Source organism: Rhizobium sp. G21, assembly GCF_014158035.1.
Lineage (GTDB): Bacteria > Pseudomonadota > Alphaproteobacteria > Rhizobiales > Rhizobiaceae > Rhizobium_E.
The window spans coordinates 4045363-4068868 of the sequence record NZ_JACFXW010000001.1; the positions used below are offsets into that span (position 1 = coordinate 4045363).

Genomic DNA, 23506 nt, shown 5'->3' on the forward strand with positions numbered 1-23506 from the left:
GAAGATGATCCGCAAATGTTCGGTGACGCTGAACGGCCACCGCACGTCCTTTTCGCTCGAAGAGGAGTTTCATGCAGAATTGCGCGGCATCGCGCTCGCAAGGGGCCTGTCGCTGGCGGGCTTGATCGCCGAAGTCGACGAAGGCCGCGAGGAGGGCGACAATCTCTCCTCGGCGCTCAGGGTCTACGTGCTCAAGGCGGTGAAGGCGCGACCGCTGGGCGACGGGAAAGACGGCTGAGGCCCGTTCGGAGGGGGCGGCATTCCCGTCATTCACGAACGGCGTTACTGCACCGCAGGCGCGCCGTCTTCGAGACTATCCCGGAGCGCTTTTTCGGCATCGAGGCGCTCTTTCTCTTCGCGGGCGAGGCGGGAAAGCGCCTCTTGCTGCTCGCGCAACAGGCGCTCTTCGTCGACAGCCTTTTGCCGCAAGCGCTCGCGTTCGGCGGCTTTCGCCTTCCAGAGCATCGTTTCGCGGCGCAGCCGTTGTTTTTCCTGCATCTTGGCCTGCAGGATCTCGACGCGGCGGCGCTCCTGCTCGAATTTGCGGAGCGACAGGAAATTGCTCATGGCGGTGAAGTCCGCCTTTCGCTCCGGCGTGGCGAACGGTCCCTGGAACGCCAGCGTCACGGAAGGTTCGGCCCCGCTCATGCGCTCCTCGCCGGGGTCGTAGCCGAGCGTCATCTGCGCGTCGAGCGTACCGTCGGCCAGGTCGACGGCGCTCTGCGCGTCGAGCCGGGCGCCGTTCTTCATCACGCCCGACACTTTGTCGACCCGCAACCTGCCGCCGGCGATGGAGAAGGGGATGTCCAGCTTGTCGGCCTCGATCGCGCCGGCGAACAAGGCGTCTTCGATCAGCGGGACGAGCGTCGCATCGGTGAACTGACCCTCGATCTTGTCGGCCGCGGCGAGAAGCGGCGGCACGGCGTTGGCGTTCAGGCCGTTGATGGCGAGATCGGAAAGCGTCAGCGCGCCTGAGCCGGTGGCGCCGTCGAGAAGCGCCTCGGGACTCCCGCCCGCCGCATCCAGCGTCATGGCGAGATCGGCGCGGGCTGCGGCGACGGGTTGGCCGGCGAACCGCCAGAAAGCGGTCTTCAGCGCGGCGTCGTCGACGGAAAAGCGGGCGCGGAAATAGCCCGCCCCCTCGGTGTCGCCGAGTTCGGCCTGCCCCTTGAATGTGCCGCCGAGGAGGTTGCCTTTGGCGCCCGACAGCGCGAGCCGGCCGGGCTCCATCGTGATCCGGCTCGAAAAGTCGGTGATCGTGGCGAGCGAACCGACACGCATCGTCTTCGAATTCAGCCCGAGGCTGACATTGAACGGCGTAACCGGCCGTTTGGGCAGCGCGGCTGCGGAAAAGCCGCCGTCGAGGCCCTCGAGCGGTCCGAATACGGTTTCCGCCAGCCAGCCGAAATCTGCGGCGTCGACGGTGAACTCGCCGCCGACGCTGGGGACGGCCTGGGTGCGGTCGATGCTCGCCATTCCGGTGAAGGCGTTGCCGTCCGCCTTGCCGTTGACGCCCTCCAGGGCCACCGCGTCCTTTTCGGCGTAGATGTTGGCGTTGACCGAGAAGGGCATGCCTTCGATCAGCCGCGGCAGGGCCAGGCCGTTCATCGCGAGATAGGGGGCTATGTCGCCGCTGTCGAGGCTGAGCGCGTAGGAGCCGGACAGGAAACGACCGGCGTCGAGCGCCGTCTGACCGCGTAGAGTGAGATCCGTGGTGCCCGAGGTGAAGGACAGGTTTACCTGCGGATCGGCGTCCGCCGGCTGCTCGACCTTGAGCGTCAGCAGCCCGTCCTGATCGGCGTCGACCGGCAGCGTGTTGAGGCCCGCCTGGCCGAGCATCACCCAGGCGTCCGGATTTTCGAGGGTCGCGTCGAGCGACAGGCCTCCGGAATTGGCGAGATCGAGGCTCTGGGCGGTCATCTTGCCGCTCAGGCGGCTGCCATGGGCAATGCCCGACAGCGTCGCCTCGATCGGCCAGTCGCCCTTGCCGACATTGAGGTCGACGAGAAAATCCGAGCCCTCGTAGTATCGCGCGTTCTTCGCGAGCCGGGCGAGAGCCGGATGGCCGGGAAGACGCTCCGTCATCAGCGCGAAGAGCCGCGTCGGATCGTCGGACTTGACGCTGATGCGGGCCGCGCCGGTGGGGCGTTCGGAAAGTCCCTCGAACCCGCCTTCGACGCTGATCCGGGCGCCGTAGAAATCGCCGAGCGTCAGCCGCGCATCGGTGAGCGCGCCCTGCGACAGGGAAATCGCCGCTTCGACGTCACGGCCTTCCAATCCGAGGCCGGAGAAATGGTCGAACTTCAGTCGCGCGCCGATGCGATGATCGAGGAAATCACCCATCTGCGTTTCGCCGGTGACGAGGCTGGCGAGCGCCGTCATGGTTTCCAGGTCGAAGTCGTTGCCGGCGAGTTCGGTCGAGAGAGCCGGCTGTTCGCCGTCGTTCATTTCATGTTCGAGCCGGCCGGTCAGGCGCGCATTCCCGAAGACGATCTCGAGATTCTCGAAACGCTGCAGGTCCGGGGTGAGGCTGACATTGGCCGAAAAGCCGGCGGTCTTCAGCCGGCGGATGGCGTCAGGAGTCTGGCCGGTCACCCATTCGGCGAAGCCGGAGGGCTGGTTGGACGCGAGCAGCAGTTCGCCCTGGAAACCCTGCGCGGCGGCGAGCGTCAACTTGCCCTTGGCGGAGAGCCGGGTGCGGCCCGGAAGCTCTGCCTCGGCCTCGTCGATCAGCCAGCCGTCGCCCGCAGGCCGCGTCTTGAGGGTGATGTTGCGGATCACCGTGTCATCGGCGATCACGGCGGGCAGGGTGATCTCGGCGCGGCCGGGCATCGGCGGGACCGGAATGTCGCCAGCCAGGGCCAGGAAAGCGCGCAGACGGTCTTTGAGAGGCAATGCGGCGCTTTCGCCTTCGCCGCCGCCGATCCGGCTCATATCGACCTGTTGTCCCGCCGCCGTCAGGAGAAATTCCGGATTGCGGCCGGCGTCGATCGTCGCTTCGCCGGTCACGGTGTACGGATCGTCGACCGGCCCCATGCTGAACTGGTATTTGTCGATGCGGAGTCGGTCGTTGTTGAGCCTGAAATCGCCCTGTATGCGCGGCGCGGACGCGGAGACCGCATCCGTCTCGCCGCCCTCGCGTTCGGACGCCAGTTGCCGGCGCAGCCGGAAGGAGCCGGCATATTCAGGGCGCAGGTCTTCGAGCCCGATCAGTCCTTCCATCTCCGCGACGATCGCCGGGTTCTGGGGCAAAAGCCGCAGCTTGAGGAAGACCTTGTCGTTTTCCGGCACGTTGGTCGACAGGCTGACGCTGCCGCGCTGGCCGTCGGCGGCGCCGGTTCCAGAGATCTTCCAGGGGCCGGCGAGCGTCTTGGCGGAAAGATCGAGATCGAGATCGGTCAGCTTGCGGGTGCGGCCGGTCTGTTCGTCGATAAATTCGACCGCGCCGTCGGTGACCTCGACCTTTTCGAGCACCACGCTCGAGGCGGGGATGCGCGGCTCGCCCGTTTTGACCCAGTCGAGCGCGCCGTCGGCGCCGAGCCTCAGCGTAACCTTGGGCTGGTCGACCCGCATATTGTAGATCAACGCTTCGCCGCTGAGGAAGGGCGCGAGTTCCGTCTCCATCGAAAAGCTCTTGGCGGAGACGAGCGCGCCGCCCTTGCCATCCTCGCCGACGCGGACGTCGGTCAGCGTCACCGAGGGGAAGGGCAGGAGCCGCGCGTCGACCGAGCCATGAACCACTACCTTCTTGCCGATGATGCGGCTCGCCTGATTTTCGAAGTCCTGCCGAAAATCGGTCCAGTCGACGAAATAGGGCGCGATCAACGCTGAAAACAGCGCTGCGGCCACCAGGCTTCCGACGACGATGAACAGGCGCGCCAGCACGGTCTTGTCTTCCTCAGGTCCGTTTGGTCAGGAAGCGCGGCTGGACCATCCAGTCACGCTAGTCGTTTGTAGGTTAAGGGATATTGCCGATGACGCAAGCGCGAAGGCGGCTCATCCCCGGTCGAGCGCGAAGATCTTGCCGGGGTTGAAGATATTGAGCGGATCCAGCGCGGTCTTGATCTGCCGCATCAGGTCGACGGCGCCGCCCAATTCGGCTTCGAGAAATTCCTGCTTGCCCTGGCCGACGCCGTGCTCGCCGGTGCAGGTGCCGTCCATGGCGAGCGCGCGGGCGTTCAGTCGCTCGATAAAGGCTTCGGCGCGGGCGATATCGGCGGGATCTTTGTCGTCGACGATCAGCGAGACATGGAAATTGCCGTCGCCGGCATGGCCGACGATCGGTCCTAGCAGGCCGTTGGCGTCGAGATCGGCCTCGGTTTCCGTGACGCAGTCGGCAAGCCGTGAGATCGGCACGCAGACATCGGTGGCGAGCACCGCCTTGCCGGGCGCGAGCGCCTTGACCGACCAGAACACATTGTGACGGGCCTTCCAGATTCTTGCGCGCTCCTCGGCGTTCGAGGTCGCGACATAACCGGTCGCGCCGTTGTCGCGGGCGACCTCGCCGAAGGCTTCGACCTGCAGCGCCACCGAGGCGGGCGAGCCGTGGAATTCGACGAAAAGCGATGGTTGCAGCGGCAGGCTCAGGCCGGAATAGGCGTTGCAGGCGGCCACCTGCGGCGCATTCATCAGTTCGATGCGGGCGACGGGTATGCCGAGCTGGATCGTCATGATCACGGCTTCGCAGGCGTGCTTCAGCGTGGGGAAGGTGCAATAGCCGCCGGCGATGTCCTCCGGAATGCCTTGCAGCCGAAGGGTCACCGAGGTGATCACGCCGAGCGTGCCTTCGGCTCCGACGAACAGACGGGTGAGGTCGTAGCCGGCCGAGGATTTGCGCGCGCGATGAGCGGTGCGGATTTCCTCGCCATTGGCGGTGACCACCGTCAGCGCCAGCACATTGTCCTTCATCGTGCCGTAGCGCACGGCGTTTGTGCCCGAGGCGCGGGTCGAGGCCATGCCGCCGATCGAGGCGTTGGCGCCGGGATCGATGGGGAAGAACAGGCCGGTGTCGCGCAGTTGCGTGTTGAGCTCCTCGCGGGTCAATCCAGGCTCGACGGTGCAATCGAGATCCTCGGCGTTGACGGCAAGCAGGCGGTTCATGCGGCTGAAATCGAGCGAGAAGCCGCCCGAGGCGGCGTTGACCTGGCCTTCCAGGGACGAGCCAGCGCCGAACGGCACGAGCGGAACGCGGTGCTCGGCGGCAATCCTGACCGCCGCCTTCACGTCCTCGGCGCTCTCGACGAAGATCACGCCGTCGGGCGGCTGCGGCGGCACCCAGGTCGTGGTGTGGCAATGCTGGTCGCGATAGGCCTGCGCAGTCGAAAAGCGCGCGCCGAAAATCTCATGATAGGCGGACGCTGCGGCTAGGATGCCTGCATCGTTGCGGACTCCCGGTCGGATCTTGGAGATGCCCATGTCTCGATACTCCCTGCACATGCTGACGGCGCGACGGCTTGAACTTCCATTATATCGTTGTAAATAAGAATGTTATGACCTTCTTGAGCATGAGCCCGCCTTGATTGATCCCGTCACTTTCGATACGCCCGTCATCGCCTATGGTCTGCGCACGGAGCAGGACTGGTTCGACGCCTCGGGCTGCCTCTCGAGCTGGGGAACGAGCCGGATTTTCGACGGAATCGCGGCGACCGGCTTCGCCATCCTCGACTGCGGCGAGGCATATCGCGCGCGGAGCGGCTGCGCAATGGCGCTGCGCCAGGCGATGACCAGCATTCTCGAGCCTGTCCGACAGGCGACTCCGCTTCGAGGGGCTTTCCGGCTTCTCGACGCCGGCGGCGGCGCTTTACATGTCTATCTGGAGATCTACGACGCGCTCGGCCGGCTTTCCGCCGCCCAGGAGGCGGTTTATGCGCTTACGGCCGCCGGCGGGGCGGTCGCCGCGTTCACCGACGCCCAGCGCGCAAATATCGAGATCATGCTCCGCTACCACGCTCCGCTGCCGAAACCGAAGCATCGCGGCAGGATGGTCACGTTGGATGCGGCATAAAACGACCTGTTTCCTGATGAATGACCGGTATTGGGGCGGTCGTGAAAGTTTAGTGGCGTAAATCAACCGAAAATTAGCGGTTGCTGTCGATCATCGGCCCCGTTGACAACGGGGGAATGCAGATGGCGGCGGCAAACTGGACGCTCGATCAGGTCCTTGGGCAACTCAACTCCGGCAATTCCTGGTCCGGCGACGAGATCACCTATTCGTTTCCCCGCGACGCGTCGCAATTCATCGGTTGGGACGAGGCGGACGGCTTCGTCGCCATGAACGACGCCCAGATCGAGATCGTGGAATATGCGCTGGCCGGTTGGGACGAACTGATCGCCGCGGATTTCACGCGGGTCGACAGCGGTTCCGATATCGAGATCGCTTACACCACCACGGGCATCGACTACGCCCACGCCTATTTTCCCGGCACGGGGAGCGTCTGGTTCAACTCTGACTACGACGACGTGAAGAATCCGGTCGTGGCTCAATACGGCTATGGGACCATCATCCACGAACTCGGCCATGCGCTCGGCCTCGACCATATGGGCGAGTATAATGGCGAAGGCGAGTGGGCGCCGTCGAGCTATCAGGACAGCACGGTTCTGTCGATCATGTCCTATTTCGGCCCCGATCATTTCGACGGCGAAGGACAGGTCATGTGGGCGGATTGGGAGAAGGACGGTCAGGTCTATTCGCCGCAGACCGCCATGCTCAACGACATCATGGCGATCCAGCATATCTATGGCGCCGAGACGTCGACGCGTCTCGGCGACACCGTCTATGGCTTCAACAGCAACATCGTCGGCGCGGCCGCCAAGATCTTCGACTTCACCATCAACGAGAATCCCATCCTCGCCATCTTCGATTCCGGCGGCCGGGATACGCTCGACTTCAGCGGCTTCCTCAGCGACAGCGTCATCTCGCTGGTCTCGGGAACCTATTCGGCCGTCAACGAGATGACCAACAACATCGCCATCGCCTATAACGCGGTGATCGAGAACGCGGTGGGCGGCGCGGGAGACGACGAACTCATCGGCAACGACATCGCCAACATGCTGAGGGGCGGCGCAGGCGACGATTTGTTGAAGGGCGGGGCGGGCACGGATACGGCGATCTTCAGCGGCGCGGCGTCGGACTACGCGATCACCGCCAATGACGACGGCTCCTATGCGGTCCGGGCGCTCGGCGGCGATGAAGGCGAGGACACGCTGATCGATGTCGAGAAGCTCTCCTTCAGCGATGGCGAGGTGAATCTCACCGACGACGTCGTCACCAACAGCGCGCCAGTCCTGGCCTCCGCCATCGCCGACATCCAGGCCGAAGCCGGGACGAATTTCCTCGTCGAGATCTCGCCCGGCGCTTTCGAGGATCCCGATGGCGATTCGCTGACCTATTCCGCGACACTGGAAGACGGATCGGATCTGCCGGACTGGTTGAGCTTCGATCCGCAGACGCTGACGTTCAACGTCGCCCCGGGGGCTGGGGATGTCGGCGCGGTGTCGGTGCGCGTGACGGCCAGCGACGGCAAACTGACGGCGTCCGACCTTTTCGCAATCGTGGTCAATGAGGCCAATACGGCGCCGGAGATCACGGCCGACATCGCCGCCGTGACCGAAGGCAAGACGGTGCTGGTCGACGTTCTGGCCAATGATTTCGATGCGGATAACGACGGGCTAACCTTGATGTCGGCCTCGGTCGTCTCCGCCAACGGCACGGCCGTGATGGAAGATGGTCAGTTGCGCGTCGCCTATGACGGCATGGATCTCGCCCGCGGTGAAAAGGCCGAAATCGACGTCGTCTACATGGTCACCGATGGGTCGGCGATGTCGGAGGGCAGCCTCACCGTAACGGTAAACGGCGTATGGAACACGATCAGGGGCACGGCGAAGAGAGACACGCTCTTCGGAACCGACAGCGACGATTTCCTCCAGGGTTTCAAGGGCAATGATACGATTTACGCCTTTGGCGGAAACAACACGCTGGATGGCGGCGGCGGCGGCGACACTCTGTGGGGCGACGTTGGCGCCGACACATTCCGGTTCGCCTCCAAAAGTGGTCGCGACATCATCTTTGATTTCACGGAGTCGGACAAAGATCGCATCGATCTCTCCCGCGTCTCTGAGATCAGCAATTATCGGGATCTCGTCAAAAACCATCTGAAGGATGAGGGCGACGCGGTGATCCGTATTTCGAACGGCAACTCGATCACCCTCGACGGCGTCGACGCCGGCGGTCTCGACCGCGGCGACTTCATCTTCTGATCTCTGCACGAAAAAGCGCGGCAGACACTGCCGCGCCGATGCATAAGATGATCAATCCGTCAGTTCTCGTCAGGCCGTTCCAGCTTGCCCTGATCGAGCGCTCGTTCGGCCTTTTCATTCAGCGACTTTGTCAGCTGCTTCTCAGCCTTGGTGCGTCCGAAGGTCAGGCGGTTCTGTTCGGCCGTCTTGTCCTTCTCCGCCCGGGCTTTCACTTTTCTGGCCTGCCGGAGATTGATGATGTCGGCCGCCATGGCGTCTCTCAGTTCTTCTTGCGGAACGCGTCGAGCGAGACGACCGAGCCGCCGGCCTTGGCGTCGTCGCCCTTGGCTTCGCCTTCGACGGTCTTGGCTTCGTCCGAAGACACCGGGTAAGCGGTGATCTCGGCGCTGTCGCCGGTTTCCTCGGCGACGGAAACGTCGAATTCGAGTTCGAAATTCACGGAAGGGTCGTAGAAACCGCGCACGGCGGCGAAGGGAATGGTCAGCTTTTCCGGCTTGTCGGAGAAGCTCAGGCCGATCTCGAAATAGGCGTCATGCACCTTGAGATCCCAGAACTGATGCTGGACGACGATGGTCATCTGTTCGGGATATTTCGACTTCAGATGCTGCGAAATGCGCACGCCGGCGGCCTGGGTCAGGAAGGTGATGAAGAAATGATGGTCGCCCGGCAGGCTGCCCGTGGCGGAAACTTCCGACAACACCTTGCGGATCACGCCTCGCAGCGCATCCTGAGCCAAAATATCGTAGCGGATGTGATCCTGCCCCATGTCGATTCCCATTTCCAATTCCAGATGTTGCTCTGACTATGCCATTTTCTGCTGCTTTGGCAAAGCTTTTCGTGGTCGGGAGGCGGCGCGCGGACGGGGGAAGGTAAGTGGAGGCTTCTGTTGCCAGGCGCCTCCGAGCCCCGCCTTACAGTGCTACCCGTAAGGACTTAATTTGGGTTTCTGGCACCGCGATTAAGCAGCGACAGCGTAACCCTGAGCGTTGTTGTCGTTTGCAACTACTCTGTTGACCCGATAACGGTGGTATCATGCCGAGCAAAAAGTCGATCTTTACGCCCTTGTCGATCCTATTTCGCCCCCATCAAAAGCGGCTCGTCGGTTGAGCCGTTTTTGGTGGAGGCGCCGGGTACCGCCCCCGGGTCCAATGGGTTTATTACACCGCCCGTTTATTGCCATAGCCGGCGAACCGGCAACGTCTATATAGGAGCCGGGGCTCGGTTTGGGAAGTGCATAGACGAAGTTTTCCGCTCTCGCCGTCATCTTCTCGTCATCGTCCCGTCACTCCGGTCGAACGGGTCGTCTTGACGGATGCCGTCTCCAGGTCCACCTAATATCCGTCGGTGGAGACCAGGGAGAGGATCGATGAACGACTATCTCGAGAATGTCCGGAAATATGACGCGTCTGCGGATGAAGCGGTGGTGGCCAAGATCGTCCGCCATCTCGGCATCGCGCTGCGAAATCGCGATTCTTCGCTGGTGTCCGCCTCCGACGCCCAGGAACTCGCCCGCGTCGAGGAGAAATGGTGCGGCAAGAAGCTCGGCGTCGTCGGGCCGGCGGCGAAAGCCGCTGTGGACGCGGTCTGCCAGGTCATGGCGTCGGAACGAGCGAAATCGAGGGTCACCTTCTACTATCTCGTCGCCAAAGAGCTGGGCAAGCTCGAAACGCTCTGACGGAGCGGCGTCGCCACCTTGGATAAGGTTGGCGCGGGCACAAGAGATTGTTGAGCAGGGGCGGCATTTGCCTATATGTGGAGCGACGCAGAAAGCGGAGCGCCGACGATGAAGCAATATCACCAACTCCTGTCGCATGTTCTGGAGCGCGGCGTCGACCGCGGCGATCGCACCGGCACCGGCACGCGCGGCGTGTTCGGCTATCAGATGCGTTTCGATCTGGCCGAGGGCTTTCCGCTCGTCACCACCAAAAAGCTGCATCTGCGGTCGATCATCCACGAACTCCTGTGGTTCCTGAAGGGCGACACCAATATTCGCTACCTGCAGGACAACGGCGTAACGATCTGGGACGAATGGGCGGATGAGAACGGCGACCTCGGCCCGGTCTACGGCTCGCAATGGCGTTCCTGGCCTGCGCCCGACGGCGGCCAGATCGACCAGATCGCCAATGTGATCGAATCCATCAAGACGAACCCCAATTCACGCCGGCATATCGTCACCGCCTGGAATCCGGCCGAGGTCGAGCGCATGGCGCTGCCGCCCTGCCATTGCCTGTTCCAGTTCTATGTTTCCGAAGGCAAATTGTCCTGCCAGCTTTATCAACGCTCGGCGGATATCTTTCTCGGCGTGCCGTTCAATATCGCCGCCTACGCGCTGCTGACGATGATGGTTGCGCAGGTGACGGGGCTGAAGCCCGGCGATTTCGTCCACACGCTCGGCGATGCGCATCTCTATTCCAACCATTTCGAGCAGGCCAGGCTGCAGCTCACGCGTACGCCGAAGGCTCTGCCGACCATGAAGATCCACCCCGAGGTCAAGGACATTTTCGGCTTCCGCTACGAGGATTTCGAACTCTTGGGCTACCAGGCCCATGAAAGCATCAAGGCGCCGGTGGCGGTATGAAGATCTCCCTCGTGGTGGCCATGGCCGAAAACGGCGTGATCGGGCGCGACAATGGCCTGCCCTGGCGTCAATCCTCCGACCTCAAGCGCTTCAAGGCGATGACGACGGGCAAGCCCGTGGTGATGGGGCGCAAATGCTACGCCTCGATCGGCAGGCCGCTGCCGGGTCGCCCCAATATCGTCATCACGCGCAACCGGGATTTTACGGCCGACGGCGTGGCGGTCGCGCATGACTACGATGCTGCGATCGCCCTGGCCGCGGGTGAGGCGAAACGTCTCGGCGTCGAGGAAATCTGCGTCATCGGCGGCGGAGAGATCTATCGCATCGCCATTGAGACCGCCGACCTGCTGCATGTGACGCATATTCTGGCGGAGATCGACGGCGACACCTTCTTTCCCGCGATCGATCCGGAGATCTGGGCGGCGGGCGAGGCGGAAGAACTGCCGTCCGGCGAGAAAGACGATCATCCGACCCGGTTCGCGACCTACCGGCGGCGGTCCGCATCCCCGACATAATTTTAGCAAAAGAACGCTGTTCTCTGGCGCTCGTCGTTGAAAGACCGGGGTGGATACCTATAAAGTGTCCGGGAAACCGACGGTCGTGAACTGCCGGTGTTGAGGTTTGGCAAAAGAGGTGTGAATGCCCTGGAGCAATCAGAACGGCGGCGGCGGCCCTTGGGGCGGCGGCGGCGGCGGCAAGAATCAGGGTCCCTGGGGGCAGGGACCGAACCGGCCGCGCGGCGGCGGAACGCCACCGGATCTCGACGAGATCATCCGGCGCAGCCAGGATCGGTTGAAGACCATGATCCCCGGCGGCATGAATGGCGGCATCTTCGTCATCGTGCTGATCCTCGCCGCGGTGTTCTGGCTTCTCAACGCCGTCTACACCGTCCAGCCGGATGAGCGCGGCGTCGAATCCCTGTTCGGCAAGCCCAAGGAAGAAATCTCCGGCCCCGGCCTGCATTTCGTGATGTGGCCGATCGAAACGGTCGAACTCGTCAACGTGGCCGAACAGCAGCAGAAGATCGGCGCCGTCGGCGACCAGGGCGAGGGGCTGATGCTCACGGGCGATCAGAACATCGTCAATGTGCAGTTCTCGCTGCTGTTCTCGGTCGGCGATCCCCGCGCCTATCTCTACAATGTGTCCGAACCCGGCCGGACGCTGGCGCAGGTCGCCGATTCCGTGATGCGCGAAATGGTGGGACGTCGACCCGCCCAGGACATTTTCCGCGACAACCGTCAGGCTGTCGCCCAGGAGGTCAAGGACGCGATCCAGCAGACCGCCGATCGATACAAGCTCGGCGTCGTGGTCAACACCGTGTCGATCGAGGACGTGTCGCCGCCCAAGGAAGTCTCGAGCGCCTTCGATGAAGTCCAGCGCGCCGAGCAGGACGAAGACAAGATGATCGAGCAGTCCAACCAGTACGCCAACCAGGTTCGTGGTCAGGCGAATGGTGAGGCGGCCAAGATTCGCGAAGAGGCCGCCGCCTACAAGAACCGCGTCGTCAAGGAAGCGGAAGGTGAAGGTCAGCGCTTCCTGTCGGTCTATGAGCAATACAAGAAGGCGCCGGATATCACCCGCAAGCGTCTCTATCTGGAAACCATGGAACAGGTGTTGCAGAACTCCAAGAAGGTCATCACCGACACTGCGGCGGGCCAGAACGGCGTCGTGCCTCTTCTGCCGCTCAATCAGTTGACGCAGCCGGCGCAGAAGGAGACGCAGAAATGACCAATCGTCTCGCCGTCGCCGCCATCGGCCTGTTCATCATCGTGGTAGGGTTGTTCTCGTCTTTCTACATCGTCAACGCCCGCCAGCAGGCGATCGTCATCCGCTTCGGTCAGATCACCGACGTGAAGACGGAGCCGGGCATCTATTTCAAGATGCCTTTCGCCTTCCTCGACGCCGACCGAGTCCAGTATGTGTCCAACCAGGAACTCCGTCTGGACCTCGACAATATGCGCGTGCAGGTCTCGGGCGGCAAATTCTACGAAGTCGACGCCTTCGTGGTCTACAAGATCACCAACGCCCGGCTGTTCCGCGAAATCGCCGCCGGCGACGTCGTGCAGGCGGAAAGCCGGTTGCGCACCCGCCTCGACTCGGCTTTGCGCCGCGTCTACGGTCTGCGCGGCTTCGAAGCGGCGCTGTCCAACGAACGCGCCTCGATGATGAAGGAAGTGAGCAACGACATCACCAAGGACGCCGAATCGCTCGGCCTCACCATCACCGATGTCCGCATTCGCCGCACCGATCTGACCAAGGAAGTCTCGCAGCAGACCTTCGACCGCATGAAGGCCGAACGTCTGGCCGAAGCCGAAGCCATCCGCGCTCGCGGTAACGAAGGCGCGCAGCGCCGTCGGGCCGTGGCCGATCGCGGCAAGGTCGAAATCGTCGCGGCCGCCAGCAAGGATGCGCAAATCCTGCGCGGTCAAGGCGATGCGGAGCGCAACCGCATCTATGGCGAGGCGTTCTCCCGCGATCCGGAGTTCTACGCCTTCTATCGGTCGATGCAGGCCTACCAGCAATCGCTGGGTTCGGGCGACTCGACCCTGGTGCTGTCGCCGGAATCGGAATTCTTCCAGTATTTCAACAGCGAAGTGCCGAAGCCTGGAGCGCCTCCCGCGCAATAAATTCGCTGCTCACGGTGAATTCAACAGATCGAGAAGGGGTTGCTCTAGCCAGCAGCCCCTTCTTCGTCAAAAATCAAGGGCATGCTGCCGGGATGATTCCGGGCGATGCGCGTCCGGCTTGGTGAGGGTCACGATATGAAGGCAGAACAGAACAGCATCGGCGGCGTCGCCACGGGGCGGGCGCTCGCGCTGGCCGTGAGCGCCGCGGTCGTCGGCGCAGCCATGCCGGCGTCGGTTTGGGCCCAGGCCCAGGCCCAGAACAGCGCCGTCACCAAGCCCGATCACGGTCCCGAGTCGGTGGCCGATCTCGCAGAGAGCCTCACCGACGCAGTCGTCAACATCGCCATCCTGCAGAACGCCAAGGCCGACGGGGAAGAAGCCGACCAAGGCTTTCCATCGCCGAACCTGCCGGACGGATCGCCGTTCCAGGATCTGTTCGACGATTATTTCAAGAAGAAGGATGGCGGCTCCGACAGCGCGGAGAAGGTCAGTTCGCTCGGTTCCGGCTTCGTCATCGATCCGGCCGGCTATATCGTGACCAACAATCACGTCATCGAAGGCGCGACGGATATCGAGGTCAACTTCGCCAACGGCTCGAAACTGAAAGCGAAGCTGGTCGGCGCCGACACCAAGACCGATCTCGCGGTGCTGAAAGTCGAGCCCAAGAAGCCTCTGCGCTTCGTGCGGTTCGGCGAGTCCCGCAAGATGCGGATCGGCGATTGGGTGATGGCGATCGGCAATCCCTTCGGTCTCGGCGGCTCGGTCTCCGTCGGCATCATCTCGGCCCGCAACCGCAACATCAATGCCGGACCCTACGACAATTTCATCCAGACCGACGCCGCCATCAATCGCGGCAATTCAGGCGGTCCGCTGTTCAACATGCATGGCGAGGTGATCGGCATCAACACCGCGATCATTTCTCCGACCGGCGGATCGATCGGCATCGGTTTCGCGGTGCCGACGGAAATCGCCGCCAACGTCGTCAATCAGCTGCGTCTTTATGGCGAGACGCGGCGCGGCTGGCTCGGCGTCCGCATTCAGCCCGTCACCGACGACATGATCGAGACGTTGAAGCTGGAGACCGCGCGCGGCGCGCTGATTTCCGGCGTCATCAAAGGCGGCCCCGTCGACAACGGCGTGCTGAAGATCGGCGACATCGTGCTGAAGCTCGACGGCTTCGACGTCAACGAAATGCGCGATCTCACCCGCATCGTCGCCGAAAGTCCGATCGGAAAGCCGCTCGACATGGTGATCCTGCGCGACGGCAAGGAAATGACGGTCAAGGTCACGCTCGCCCGCCAGCCCGACGAAGAGGCCAGGAAGAAGACCGAGGAGGCCGCCGCCGCCAAGCCCGCGCCGGACGCAGGCTCGGCCAATGGCGCCGACAAAGGCGACAAGCCGGTCGATCTCGACCCCGCCGATACGCTGGGGCTGACGGTCGCGGCGCTGACGCCCGAGAACCGCAAGGAATTGAAGATCCCCGAAACCGTGGAAGGCGTGGTCGTGCTCGAAGCGCCGGAGGATACCGAGGCCTACGCCAAGGGCGTGCGCAAGGGCGACGTCATCGTGGAAGTCGCCCAGGATTTCGTCGACACGCCGGAGCAACTGGCCGAAAAGCTGGCCGGCCTGAAGGAAAACGATCGCCGCAACGCCTATCTGATGATCGCCAACGCCAAGGGCGAATTGCGTCTGGTGGCCGTGCCGCTGGAATAGGCTCGGCTACGGAGAGAGCGGGTTTCTCCCGCCATTCCTCTGAAGTCGGCGCATAAACCGCAGGCCGCTTCAGGTGCGGCGCGCTCGCGGGCGGATCAAGGATCCGTCACGCGCTCTGGAAATCCGTCTTCCTGTAGCCCTGGATGTAGAGAAGCGCGGTCAGGTCGCCGTGGTCGATGCGCATGCCTGCCTCGGCCGCCACGACGGGTTTGGCGTGAAGAGCCACGCCCGCGCCGGCGAGCTTGATCATGCCGAGGTCATTGGCGCCGTCGCCGACCGCCATGGCCTCTTCGGGGGAAATGCCGAGCTTGCCGGCGATGTCGAGGAGCGCGTCGACCTTGGCCTGCTTGCCGAGAATGGGTTCGGCGACTTCGCCGGTCAGCACGCCGTCGTCGTGCAGCAGGATGTTGGCGCGGTTTTCGTGAAAGCCGATCGTCGCGGCGATGGGCCCCGTGAAGACGGTGAAGCCGCCGGAGACGAGGGCGGTGTAGTGCCCCTTGGCCCTCATCGTGCGCACGAGCTCGACGCCGCCGGGCGTCAGCGTGATGCGCTTGGCGATGACCTCGTCCACCACCGACAGCGGCAGGCCCTTGAGCAGCGCCACGCGTTCGCGCAGGGCCGGCTCGAAGGCGATCTCGCCATTCATGGCGCGGGCGGTGATCGCCGCGACCAGATCCTTGAGGCCGACTTCGGCGGCGAGTTCGTCGATGCATTCCTGGCCGATCATGGTGGAATCCATATCGGCAATCAGCAGGCGCTTGCGGCGCGTTTCGGCGTCCTGCGCCACCACGTCGATCTTTTCGCCGTCCAGCGCCCGACGCAGCGCCGCGTCGGCTTCCAGCGCGCTCATGCCGTCGCGGATGGCGATGTCGGCGGCGACGCCGTCGGCGAGCCAGTACAATCCCGATGCGGAAATCGCCGCCGCCGCCTTTTCAGCCAGACGCGGAACCAGTACAGGATGGGACGGATTGGCAATGAGAGTGGCGACGAGAGCCATCGGACTTCCTCGGATGGATGAATGGATGCGATCCTGATAACCGGGCCGACGGCCAGCGGCAAGTCCGCTCTGGCGGTGGAACTTGCCGCTCGCCACGGCGGCGAAGTGATCAATGCCGACAGCATGCAGGTCTATTCCGTGCTCGACTGGCTGACGGCCCGACCGCGGCCGGAGGAAATGGCGGGCACGCCGCATCATCTCTATGGCGAGGTCGCGCCAAACGAACCCTTTTCGACCGGCGCCTGGCTGCGTCGCGTCGAGCCGCTGCTCGTCGATGTCAAGGCGAGAGGGAAGCTGCCGGTCTTCGTCGGCGGCACCGGGCTCTATTTCAAGGCGCTGGCCGGTGGTCTTTCCGAAATGCCGGAAATTCCCGAGGACGTTCGCGCGTCGTTGCGTCGACGGCTCCTGGAAGAGGGGCCGCAGGCGCTGCATGCGGAGCTCGACCGGGGCGATCCGCTCGCGCGCGGCGACGCTCAATCCAGCGGATGGGCAGCGCATTCTGAGAGCGCTGGAAATCCGCGCCGTCACCGGGCGGTCCATTCGCGACTTGCAGGCGGAGGCGGGACCGGCTTTGATCGATGCTGCGTCCGCCATGAAGATTATCCTGGAGCCGGAGCGTAGCCTGCTGCACGGCCGCATCAACCGCCGCTTCGAAAAAATGATGGAGGAGGGGGCGGTCGCCGAGGTGGAAGCTCTGTTGACGCTCGATCTGCCCCCGGCGACGCCGGCCATGAAGGCGATCGGCGTCGCACAGATCGCCGACATGCTCGCCGGCCGGATCACACGGGCCGAAGCGATCGAACGTTCTTCGGCGGCTACGCGCCAATACGCCAAGCGCCAGTCCACCTGGTTCCGAAACCAGATGGACGAGAGCTGGATGCGGATCGCCGCGCCAGACGAATTGACCGCGCTCAGCGTTTGATCAGGCTGTCGAGCGGCTTTCTCAGGATGCTCTGCCGCCTTGCAGCCAGGTCTTCACGCGAGGATGGGGCGCCGCCGGGCGCAAAAGGCGTTTCTTCTCGCCGGTAATCGGATTTGAGCAGGGACGAGTAGCGATCCAGGCGTGAATCGGCCCGGGCGGTGTCCGGAGACTCGACGCGGGCCTGGCCCGGCAACATGCCGGGATTGTAGGGCTCCAACGGCGAAGGACCGATTTCCTTGCGCAGAGACGGAATGTCCAGATCGTCGCCGCCCGAAGCGGTGACCACGGCGTCGAAGATCGAGGCCTCCACCGCCGAGATGCGCGATTGGAAATCGGAAATATCGGGGCCGCCGCTCGATCGCATGCGCTCGACCACCATGCCGAGATTGATCGAGTTCGGATCGAGTTCCGCTTCTTCCACCTCGACGCCGTGAGCGCTCGGCAGACGGTTTTCGGGCACGCGGTTGAATTTCAGCCGCATCGGCACCGGCACCGCCTCGCCGAAGGCGATGGCTTCGCCATTGGCGAGCGAGGAGATGAAGCTGAGCGCCGAGCCGGACGAGTTCGGCAGCGCCTTGCGGATGATGTCCTGGTCGCGGTCATTGGACAGCCTCAGCGCAAATACGGTCGAGCATTGCGACAGGATGGTCTGGTCGAGTTCGCCGGGACGCTGGGTGATCACCCCCAGCGAACAGCCATATTTGCGGCCCTCCTTGGCGATGCGGGCGATGGCCTGGCGCGTGGGCACGAAGCCGAGATTGGCGTCGGCGGGCACATAGCGATGCGCCTCTTCGCAGACGACCAGCAGCCTCACCGCGCCTTTGCTCCACAGCGCGATTTCGAACGCCATCCGGCACAGCACGGAGGCGACGGAATTGACGACTTCTGACGGGATGCCGGCGAGCTGGAAAGTGCTGATCGGCCTGTCGCCGCCGGGAATGCGGAAGATGGTGGCGATCGTCTCGTTGATCGTGTCGCTGATCGTGTTGGAGGAAAACATGAAGCGATAGCGCGGATCGTTGATCGCGGCGGCCAGTCTGAGTTTCAGGGCGCGCAGATAGGGCTTTTCGTTTCTGCCGTCGAGCTTGCCGATGCGTTCGTCGATCAACGCCATGAGATCGGCGATGCGATAGGGAACCGGCGTGTCGGCCGTGATGCCGTTCTTCTCCGACAGACGCCGGGAACCGGCTTCGGCTCCGCGAAAGCCGCGCTTCGCTTCCGGGATCATGTCGCGCAGGGCGTCGAGTTCGTCGGGAACGGCGGGTCGCCCGCGGAACAGCACTTCGGAAAATTCCTCCAGGCGAAACAGCCAGAAGGGCAGGTCGAGATTGCCGGTTTCGATGACCACGCTCTTGTCCGGAAATGCGGCGGCGAATTCGTTGTGCGGATCGAGAATCAGCACGCGCAGTTTCGGATCCGACGCGATGGCCTCGCGCAACAGCAGGGTGACGGCGGTGGATTTGCCCGAACCGGTCGAGCCGACGATGGCGAAATGCCGCGACAGCATGGAGGGCATATGAATCGAGGCTTCGATCGTCTCGTCCTGGCTTAGCCTGCCGACGATGCAGTTTTCCCGCTTGCCGTTGTCATACATGCGCATCAGGTCCATCGAGCGGATCTGATGGGCGGGCGCGCCGAGATGGGGATAACCGGAAATGCCGGAGGAAAAACGTTCGACGCCGTCGGCGCCCACGCTCACTTCCCCCATGAGTTCGAGATCGACGAGAAATTCGTTGGTCTGGCCGGTTTGCCAGTGGTCCGATGCGGCGCGCGGCGCGGGTGAGCGCCACGACCCGTCGGTCCTCCACCGATATCGACAACAACCTGCCGACCGTCAACTGACTGGCGACGTCGCCGGCTTCGCCGCCGGTCAAGGCGAGGAGCGTCGCCGTGGAGCCGTTGCAGGCCACGACATGGCCGAGCGCGCGCGCGGCTTCGCCATGGACGCGCCGCTCCTGCAATCCCGCCTGCGGGGCGCTCTGCAACTCCCTGCTAAACAATGAATTCTCCAATATCCGTCGCGGCGAATGCAATAGACGCTCCAGACGGAATCCTCTGAATGCGTAGTCAAAACTAACGCTCCGGAGTTAATATCCTGTTTAGAGACAGGCGCCCCGTTCAGGGACGAGCGGGCTCTCCACATGCGCCGTTTCGATCCGGCGGCGTCGGCGTCGGCCGCTGTTCAATCCTTTGAAACGAAACGGTGGTGGCGGTTGACGAAGCCGGAAAATGCGATTATGACGGCATCCATGATCAAATTCGCAAACATTCTTGTAGTGGGAAAGCGCATGGGCAGGACGGTGTGACCGTCCGGCGATAGCCACCCATGCGCAAAACGAGGCTCCTCCGGGGGCCTTTTTTATGCCCTGAAACTTGGTAATGCGCGCGGTAATTCGAAGGGAAGGAAATCGAGACAATGAGCGACATGCGGATGACGGGGGCGGAGATCGTCCTGCAAGCTTTGAGGGACAACGGCGTCCAGCACATTTTCGGCTATCCCGGCGGCGCCGTGCTGCCGATCTATGACGAAATCTTCCAGCAAGACGACATCCAGCATATTCTCGTCCGTCACGAGCAGGGCGCGGGCCACGCCGCCGAAGGCTATGCGCGCTCCACCGGCAAGGTCGGCGTCATGCTCGTCACCTCCGGTCCCGGCGCGACCAATGCGGTGACGCCGCTGCAGGACGCGCTGATGGATTCCATCCCGCTCGTCTGCATCACCGGCCAGGTCCCGACCACGCTCATCGGCTCCGACGCCTTCCAGGAATGCGACACCGTCGGGATCACGCGCCCCTGCACCAAGCACAACTGGCTGGTCAAGGACGTCAACGATCTCGCCCGCGTGCTGCATGAAGCCTTCCGCATCGCCCAGACCGGCCGTCCCGGTCCCGTGGTGGTCGACATCCCCAAGGACGTGCAGTTCGCCACCGGCACCTACGTGCCGCCCTCCGAGGTTCCGCTCAAGGCCAATTACCAGCCGAAGATCCAGGGCGACCTGAGCGAGATCGAAAAGGCGGTTGCACTCTTGGCCGGCGCGCGCAAGGGCGTCATCTATTCGGGCGGCGGCGTCATCAATTCCGGTCCGGTCGCTTCCAAGCTGCTGCGCGAACTCGTCGATCTCACGGGCTTTCCGATCACCTCGACCCTGATGGGCCTCGGCGCCTATCCTGCGTCCGGTCCGGCCTGGCTCGGCATGCTCGGCATGCACGGCACCTACGAGGCCAATATGGTCATGCATGACTGCGACGTCATGCTCTGCGTCGGGGCGCGCTTCGACGACCGCATCACCGGCCGCCTGAACGCGTTTTCGCCGAATTCGAAGAAGATCCATATCGATATCGATCCCTCCTCGATCAACAAGAACGTCCATGTCGATTGCCGCATCGTCGGCGACACCGCGTCGGTGCTCGAAGACATGCTGAGGATCTATCGCTCTCAGGCGAAAGCCGCCTCCAAGGATCGTCTGGCCGACTGGTGGGCGCAGATCCAGAAATGGCGCGGCCGCAATTCGCTGGCTTACGCCAAGAGCAATGACGTGATCATGCCGCAATACGCCATCGAGCGGCTCTACGAACTGACCAAGGATCGCGACACCTACATCACCACCGAAGTAGGGCAGCACCAGATGTGGGCGGCGCAGTTCTACCGTTTCGAAGAACCTAACCGCTGGCTGACCTCGGGCGGGCTCGGCACGATGGGCTATGGCTTGCCGGCGGCGCTGGGGGCGCAGATCGCCCATCCCGAGAGCCTGGTCATCGACATCGCCGGCGACGCCTCGATCCAGATGTGCATCCAGGAAATGTCGGCGGCGGTGCAATATAACGCGCCGATCAAGATCTTCATCCTGAACAACCAGTATATGGGCATGGTGCGCCAGTGGCAGCAACTGCTGCACGGCAACCGCCTGTCCAACTCCTATACCGAAGCGATGCCCGACTTCGTCAAGCTGGCGGAAGCCTATGGCGGAAAGGGCATCCGTTGCGACAAGCCGGAGAACCTCGACGCGGCAATCATGGAAATGATCGAAAGCCCGCTGCCGGTGATCTTCGACTGCCGCGTGGCCAATCTCGCCAACTGCTTCCCGATGATCCCCTCGGGCAAGGCGCATAACGAGATGCTGCTGCCGGATGAGGCGACGGACGAAGTCGTGGCCAACGCCATCGACGCCAAAGGCCGCCAGCTGGTTTGATAAAGATCGGCGGGAGGGATATGATCCTCAACATCCTTCCCGCCAGGAGATCGCAATGGCCAAGGTGAAGATCAGTCCCGACGACGTGGTGGCGCTGCCGAGAGCGGTGCTCGAGGCGCATGGCATCGCCGAAGGCGACGACGTCGAAGTCACTGGCGGCCGCAAAGAGGTGCGGCTGAGAGTTGCGCCTACGGTGGCGGAGCCGCAACGCAAGCTGACGCCGGATGAGTTCGTTGCCGGGCTCCCGCGCTACAAAGGACCGGCGATCACCGATGCGCTCATTGAAGAGGCGATCGCTGAGGAAGTCCGGGAACGTTGGGAGCGGAAGAGTCGGTAGCCATGGACAATCGCGTGGTCGATACCAATGTGCTCGTTCGATATCTCGCAAGAGACGACAGCGAGCAATGGGAGGTCGCAGCGCGGATCTTCAGTCAGGGCGAGGTTCGTCTGCTGTCCACAGTGCTGCTGGAAACGGAGTGGGTTCTTCGCAAGGTGCTCAAGCTGGACAAGGCAAACTGTCTCGACATGCTCCGCCGACTGCCGCTGCTGTCGACGGTGGTCATAGAGGAGCCGGAGCGCTTTCGACGGGCGCTCAAGCTGTGCGAGCGTGGGTTGGATTTTGCCGACGCTTTCCACCTGGCATCTGTGCGATCCGGCGGGACCTTCATTACGTTCGACCGCGCTCTGGCGCGAGCGGCGCAGAAAATTGAGAATTCAGTCAGCGTCGAGCTGGCGCACTAAACACAAGGGCAGGAAACAGACATGAACGCACATCTTCAGCCGACCGGTTCGGCCTACTTCATCTCAAAGGAAACCGAGCTATCGGAAAGCCATACGCTATCGGTTCTGGTGTCCAACGAGCCGGGCGTGCTCGCCCGCGTCATCGGCCTGTTCTCGGGCCGCGGCTACAATATCGAGAGCCTGACGGTGTCGGAGACGGAGCATAAGTCGCATCTGTCGCGCATCACCATCGTCACGCGCGGCACGCCGCATGTGCTCGAACAGATCAAGACCCAGCTCGACCGTATCGTGCCGGTGCATCGAGTCGTCGATCTGACGGTTCGCGCCCACGAGATGGGCCAGGAGCGTCCGATCGAACGCGAGCTCGGCCTGATCAAGGTGGCGGGCAATGGCGAACATCGCGTCGAGGCGTTGCGGCTCGCCGACGCCTTCCGCGCCAAGGTCATCGACGCCACGACCGATCACTTCGTGTTCGAGATCACCGGCAAGCCGTCCAAGATCGACCAGTTCATCGCCATCATGCAGCCGCTCGGCCTGATCGAAGTCTGCCGGACCGGCATCGCGGCGATGAACCGCGGCGCGCAGGGCATGTAAGATCTTCTTCGGCGGCCATCGCGGCCGCCGCTTCCTTTCCTCAGATCATTTCGAGCGGGATCTTGCGCGTCGGTCGAGGGAAGACTTCGTCGAGCGTCGCAAGAGCCTCTGGCGTCAGCGTGACGTCTGCCGAGGCGCGATTTTCTTCGACACGCTCCGGGCGGCTGCTCTTCGGGATGGCGATCACGCCGGCCTGTCCAAGCAAATAGGCGAGGGCGATCTGGGCCGGCGTAGCCTGATGCGCCTTGGCGAGCCGGATGAGATCGGGGTCGCTCAGCAGTTTGCCCTGTTCTATCGGCGAATAGGCCATGATGCTGACGCCACTGTCGCGGCAATAGGCGATGAGATCGACTTCCGGACCGCGGCGAAAGAGATTGTAGAGGATCTGGTTGACGAGACAGTTCTCTCCGCCCTCGACCTCCATCAATTCCTGCATGTCGTCGGTGTCGAAGTTCGACACGCCCCAGCCGCCGATCTTGCCCTCGGCCTCGAGCTGTTCGAAGGCGGCCACGGTGTCGGCCAGCGGATGTTCGCCGCGCCAGTGCAGGAGATAGAGATCGATGCGGTCGATGTCGAGGCGCGTCAGGCTGCGCTCGCAGGCGTCGATTGTGCCCTGGCGGCTGGCGTTCCAGGGATAGACTTTCGAGACGAGATAGACCTCGTCGCGGCGACCGCGGATCGCCTCGGCCACCACCTTTTCCGCGCCGCCTTCGGCATACATTTCCGCCGTGTCGATCAGTGTCAGGCCGAGATCGAGGCCGTGGCGCAGGCTCGCCGCTTCCGCCGCCGCCTGTGAGGCGGTTTCGCCCATCATCCAGGTGCCCTGGCCGAGAGTGGGGAGTTCGGCGCCGTTCTTGAGGCGAAGCGTCGGGATCGGGGCAGCGGGCAT

Annotated in this window: 20 protein-coding genes, 1 other RNA gene and 2 pseudogenes; 15 read left to right on the forward strand and 8 right to left on the reverse strand. The window is 63.3% G+C overall.

The features are described from left to right. The first annotated feature begins 4 nt into the window (after positions 1-4). A complete protein-coding gene (locus H2O14_RS20060) occupies positions 5-238 on the forward strand; it encodes a ribbon-helix-helix domain-containing protein (protein WP_182829040.1) in 234 nt (77 codons plus the stop codon). Between the two features lie 44 nt (positions 239-282). Here the strand turns inward: H2O14_RS20060 and H2O14_RS20065 are convergent, their stop codons facing one another. Together H2O14_RS20065 and H2O14_RS20070 are read right to left on the reverse strand one after the other, a co-directional pair. After that, positions 283-3885, reverse strand: coding sequence for an AsmA family protein (locus H2O14_RS20065; protein ID WP_182829041.1), 3603 nt, complete (start codon positions 3883-3885; stop codon positions 283-285). Positions 3886-3996: 111 nt separating this feature from the next. Continuing rightward, positions 3997-5415, reverse strand: coding sequence for an FAD-binding oxidoreductase (locus H2O14_RS20070; RefSeq protein ID WP_182829042.1), 1419 nt, complete (start codon positions 5413-5415; stop codon positions 3997-3999). Between the two features lie 100 nt (positions 5416-5515). Here H2O14_RS20070 and H2O14_RS20075 point away from each other — a divergent pair, with 100 nt between their 5' ends. Together H2O14_RS20075 and H2O14_RS20080 are read left to right on the forward strand one after the other, a co-directional pair. After that, a complete protein-coding gene (locus tag H2O14_RS20075) occupies positions 5516-6004 on the forward strand; it encodes a hypothetical protein (protein ID WP_182829043.1) in 489 nt (162 codons plus the stop codon). 122 nt (positions 6005-6126) lie between these two features. Then, positions 6127-8256: a M10 family metallopeptidase C-terminal domain-containing protein gene (locus H2O14_RS20080; RefSeq protein WP_182829044.1), complete on the forward strand. Its 2130-nt coding sequence runs from the start codon at positions 6127-6129 to the stop codon at positions 8254-8256. A gap of 59 nt (positions 8257-8315) precedes the next feature. Here the strand turns inward: H2O14_RS20080 and H2O14_RS20085 are convergent, their stop codons facing one another. From H2O14_RS20085 to ssrA, 3 genes are all read right to left on the reverse strand, one after another. Further along, positions 8316-8507, reverse strand: a complete 192-nt coding sequence (locus H2O14_RS20085) for a DUF4169 family protein (RefSeq protein ID WP_182829045.1) — start codon at positions 8505-8507, stop codon at positions 8316-8318. An 8-nt stretch (positions 8508-8515) separates the two neighbouring features. After that, positions 8516-9022 (reverse strand): SspB family protein, encoded by a 507-nt coding sequence (locus H2O14_RS20090; protein WP_182829455.1) that lies wholly within the window; start codon positions 9020-9022, stop codon positions 8516-8518. 106 nt (positions 9023-9128) lie between these two features. Then, positions 9129-9490, reverse strand: a transfer-messenger RNA (tmRNA) gene (ssrA, locus tag H2O14_RS20095). A 132-nt stretch (positions 9491-9622) separates the two neighbouring features. Here ssrA and H2O14_RS20100 point away from each other — a divergent pair. The 6 genes from H2O14_RS20100 (at position 9623) to H2O14_RS20125 (ending at position 15174) form a co-directional block, all read left to right on the forward strand. Beyond that, entirely contained in the window at positions 9623-9931 is a 309-nt protein-coding gene (locus H2O14_RS20100) for a DUF2853 family protein (RefSeq protein ID WP_182829046.1), read from the forward strand. 108 nt (positions 9932-10039) lie between these two features. Next, positions 10040-10834, forward strand: a complete 795-nt coding sequence (locus tag H2O14_RS20105) for a thymidylate synthase (protein WP_182829047.1) — start codon at positions 10040-10042, stop codon at positions 10832-10834. Then, entirely contained in the window at positions 10831-11349 is a 519-nt protein-coding gene (locus H2O14_RS20110; RefSeq protein WP_182829048.1) for a dihydrofolate reductase, read from the forward strand. Before H2O14_RS20105 ends, H2O14_RS20110 begins: the two co-directional genes overlap by 4 nt. Positions 11350-11473: 124 nt before the next feature. Then, on the forward strand, positions 11474-12562 hold the full coding sequence (hflK, locus tag H2O14_RS20115; protein WP_182829049.1) for an FtsH protease activity modulator HflK: 1089 nt from the start codon (positions 11474-11476) through the stop codon (positions 12560-12562). After that, entirely contained in the window at positions 12559-13461 is a 903-nt protein-coding gene (gene hflC, locus H2O14_RS20120; RefSeq protein ID WP_182829050.1) for a protease modulator HflC, read from the forward strand. The genes hflK and hflC overlap by 4 nt, the downstream gene beginning before the upstream one ends. A 135-nt stretch (positions 13462-13596) precedes the next feature. Continuing rightward, a complete protein-coding gene (locus H2O14_RS20125) occupies positions 13597-15174 on the forward strand; it encodes a Do family serine endopeptidase (RefSeq protein ID WP_409526932.1) in 1578 nt (525 codons plus the stop codon). Between the two features lie 106 nt (positions 15175-15280). On the opposite strand, the gene serB is transcribed toward H2O14_RS20125, so the two are convergent. Beyond that, on the reverse strand, positions 15281-16171 hold the full coding sequence (serB, locus tag H2O14_RS20130; protein WP_182829052.1) for a phosphoserine phosphatase SerB: 891 nt from the start codon (positions 16169-16171) through the stop codon (positions 15281-15283). Between the two features lie 21 nt (positions 16172-16192). Here serB and miaA point away from each other — a divergent pair. Next, positions 16193-17093 (forward strand): annotated as a pseudogene (miaA, locus tag H2O14_RS20135) (tRNA (adenosine(37)-N6)-dimethylallyltransferase MiaA). Here the strand turns inward: miaA and H2O14_RS20140 are convergent. After that, a pseudogene (locus H2O14_RS20140) lies at positions 17083-19093 on the reverse strand (ATP-binding protein). The pseudogenes miaA and H2O14_RS20140 overlap by 11 nt on opposite strands. A 141-nt stretch (positions 19094-19234) precedes the next feature. Here H2O14_RS20140 and H2O14_RS20145 point away from each other — a divergent pair. The 5 genes from H2O14_RS20145 to ilvN all read left to right on the forward strand — a co-directional run bounded on the left by H2O14_RS20145 (position 19235) and on the right by ilvN (position 22617). Beyond that, a complete protein-coding gene (locus H2O14_RS20145) occupies positions 19235-19399 on the forward strand; it encodes a hypothetical protein (protein WP_182829053.1) in 165 nt (54 codons plus the stop codon). Positions 19400-19509: 110 nt separating this feature from the next. Further along, on the forward strand, positions 19510-21282 hold the full coding sequence (locus H2O14_RS20150) for an acetolactate synthase 3 large subunit (protein ID WP_182829054.1): 1773 nt from the start codon (positions 19510-19512) through the stop codon (positions 21280-21282). A 55-nt stretch (positions 21283-21337) separates the two neighbouring features. Next, positions 21338-21619 carry a hypothetical protein gene (locus tag H2O14_RS20155; RefSeq protein ID WP_182829055.1) on the forward strand — a complete coding sequence of 94 codons (282 nt, stop codon included), beginning with the start codon at positions 21338-21340 and terminating at the stop codon, positions 21617-21619. Between the two features lie 2 nt (positions 21620-21621). Further along, positions 21622-22023, forward strand: coding sequence for a type II toxin-antitoxin system VapC family toxin (locus H2O14_RS20160; RefSeq protein ID WP_182829056.1), 402 nt, complete (start codon positions 21622-21624; stop codon positions 22021-22023). A gap of 21 nt (positions 22024-22044) precedes the next feature. Continuing rightward, the gene (ilvN, locus tag H2O14_RS20165) at positions 22045-22617 is read left to right on the forward strand and encodes an acetolactate synthase small subunit (RefSeq protein WP_182829057.1); all 573 of its coding nucleotides are present in this window, start codon (positions 22045-22047) and stop codon (positions 22615-22617) included. Positions 22618-22657: 40 nt separating this feature from the next. Here the strand turns inward: ilvN and H2O14_RS20170 are convergent, their stop codons facing one another. Continuing rightward, positions 22658-23506: an aldo/keto reductase gene (locus H2O14_RS20170; RefSeq protein WP_182829058.1), complete on the reverse strand. Its 849-nt coding sequence runs from the start codon at positions 23504-23506 to the stop codon at positions 22658-22660.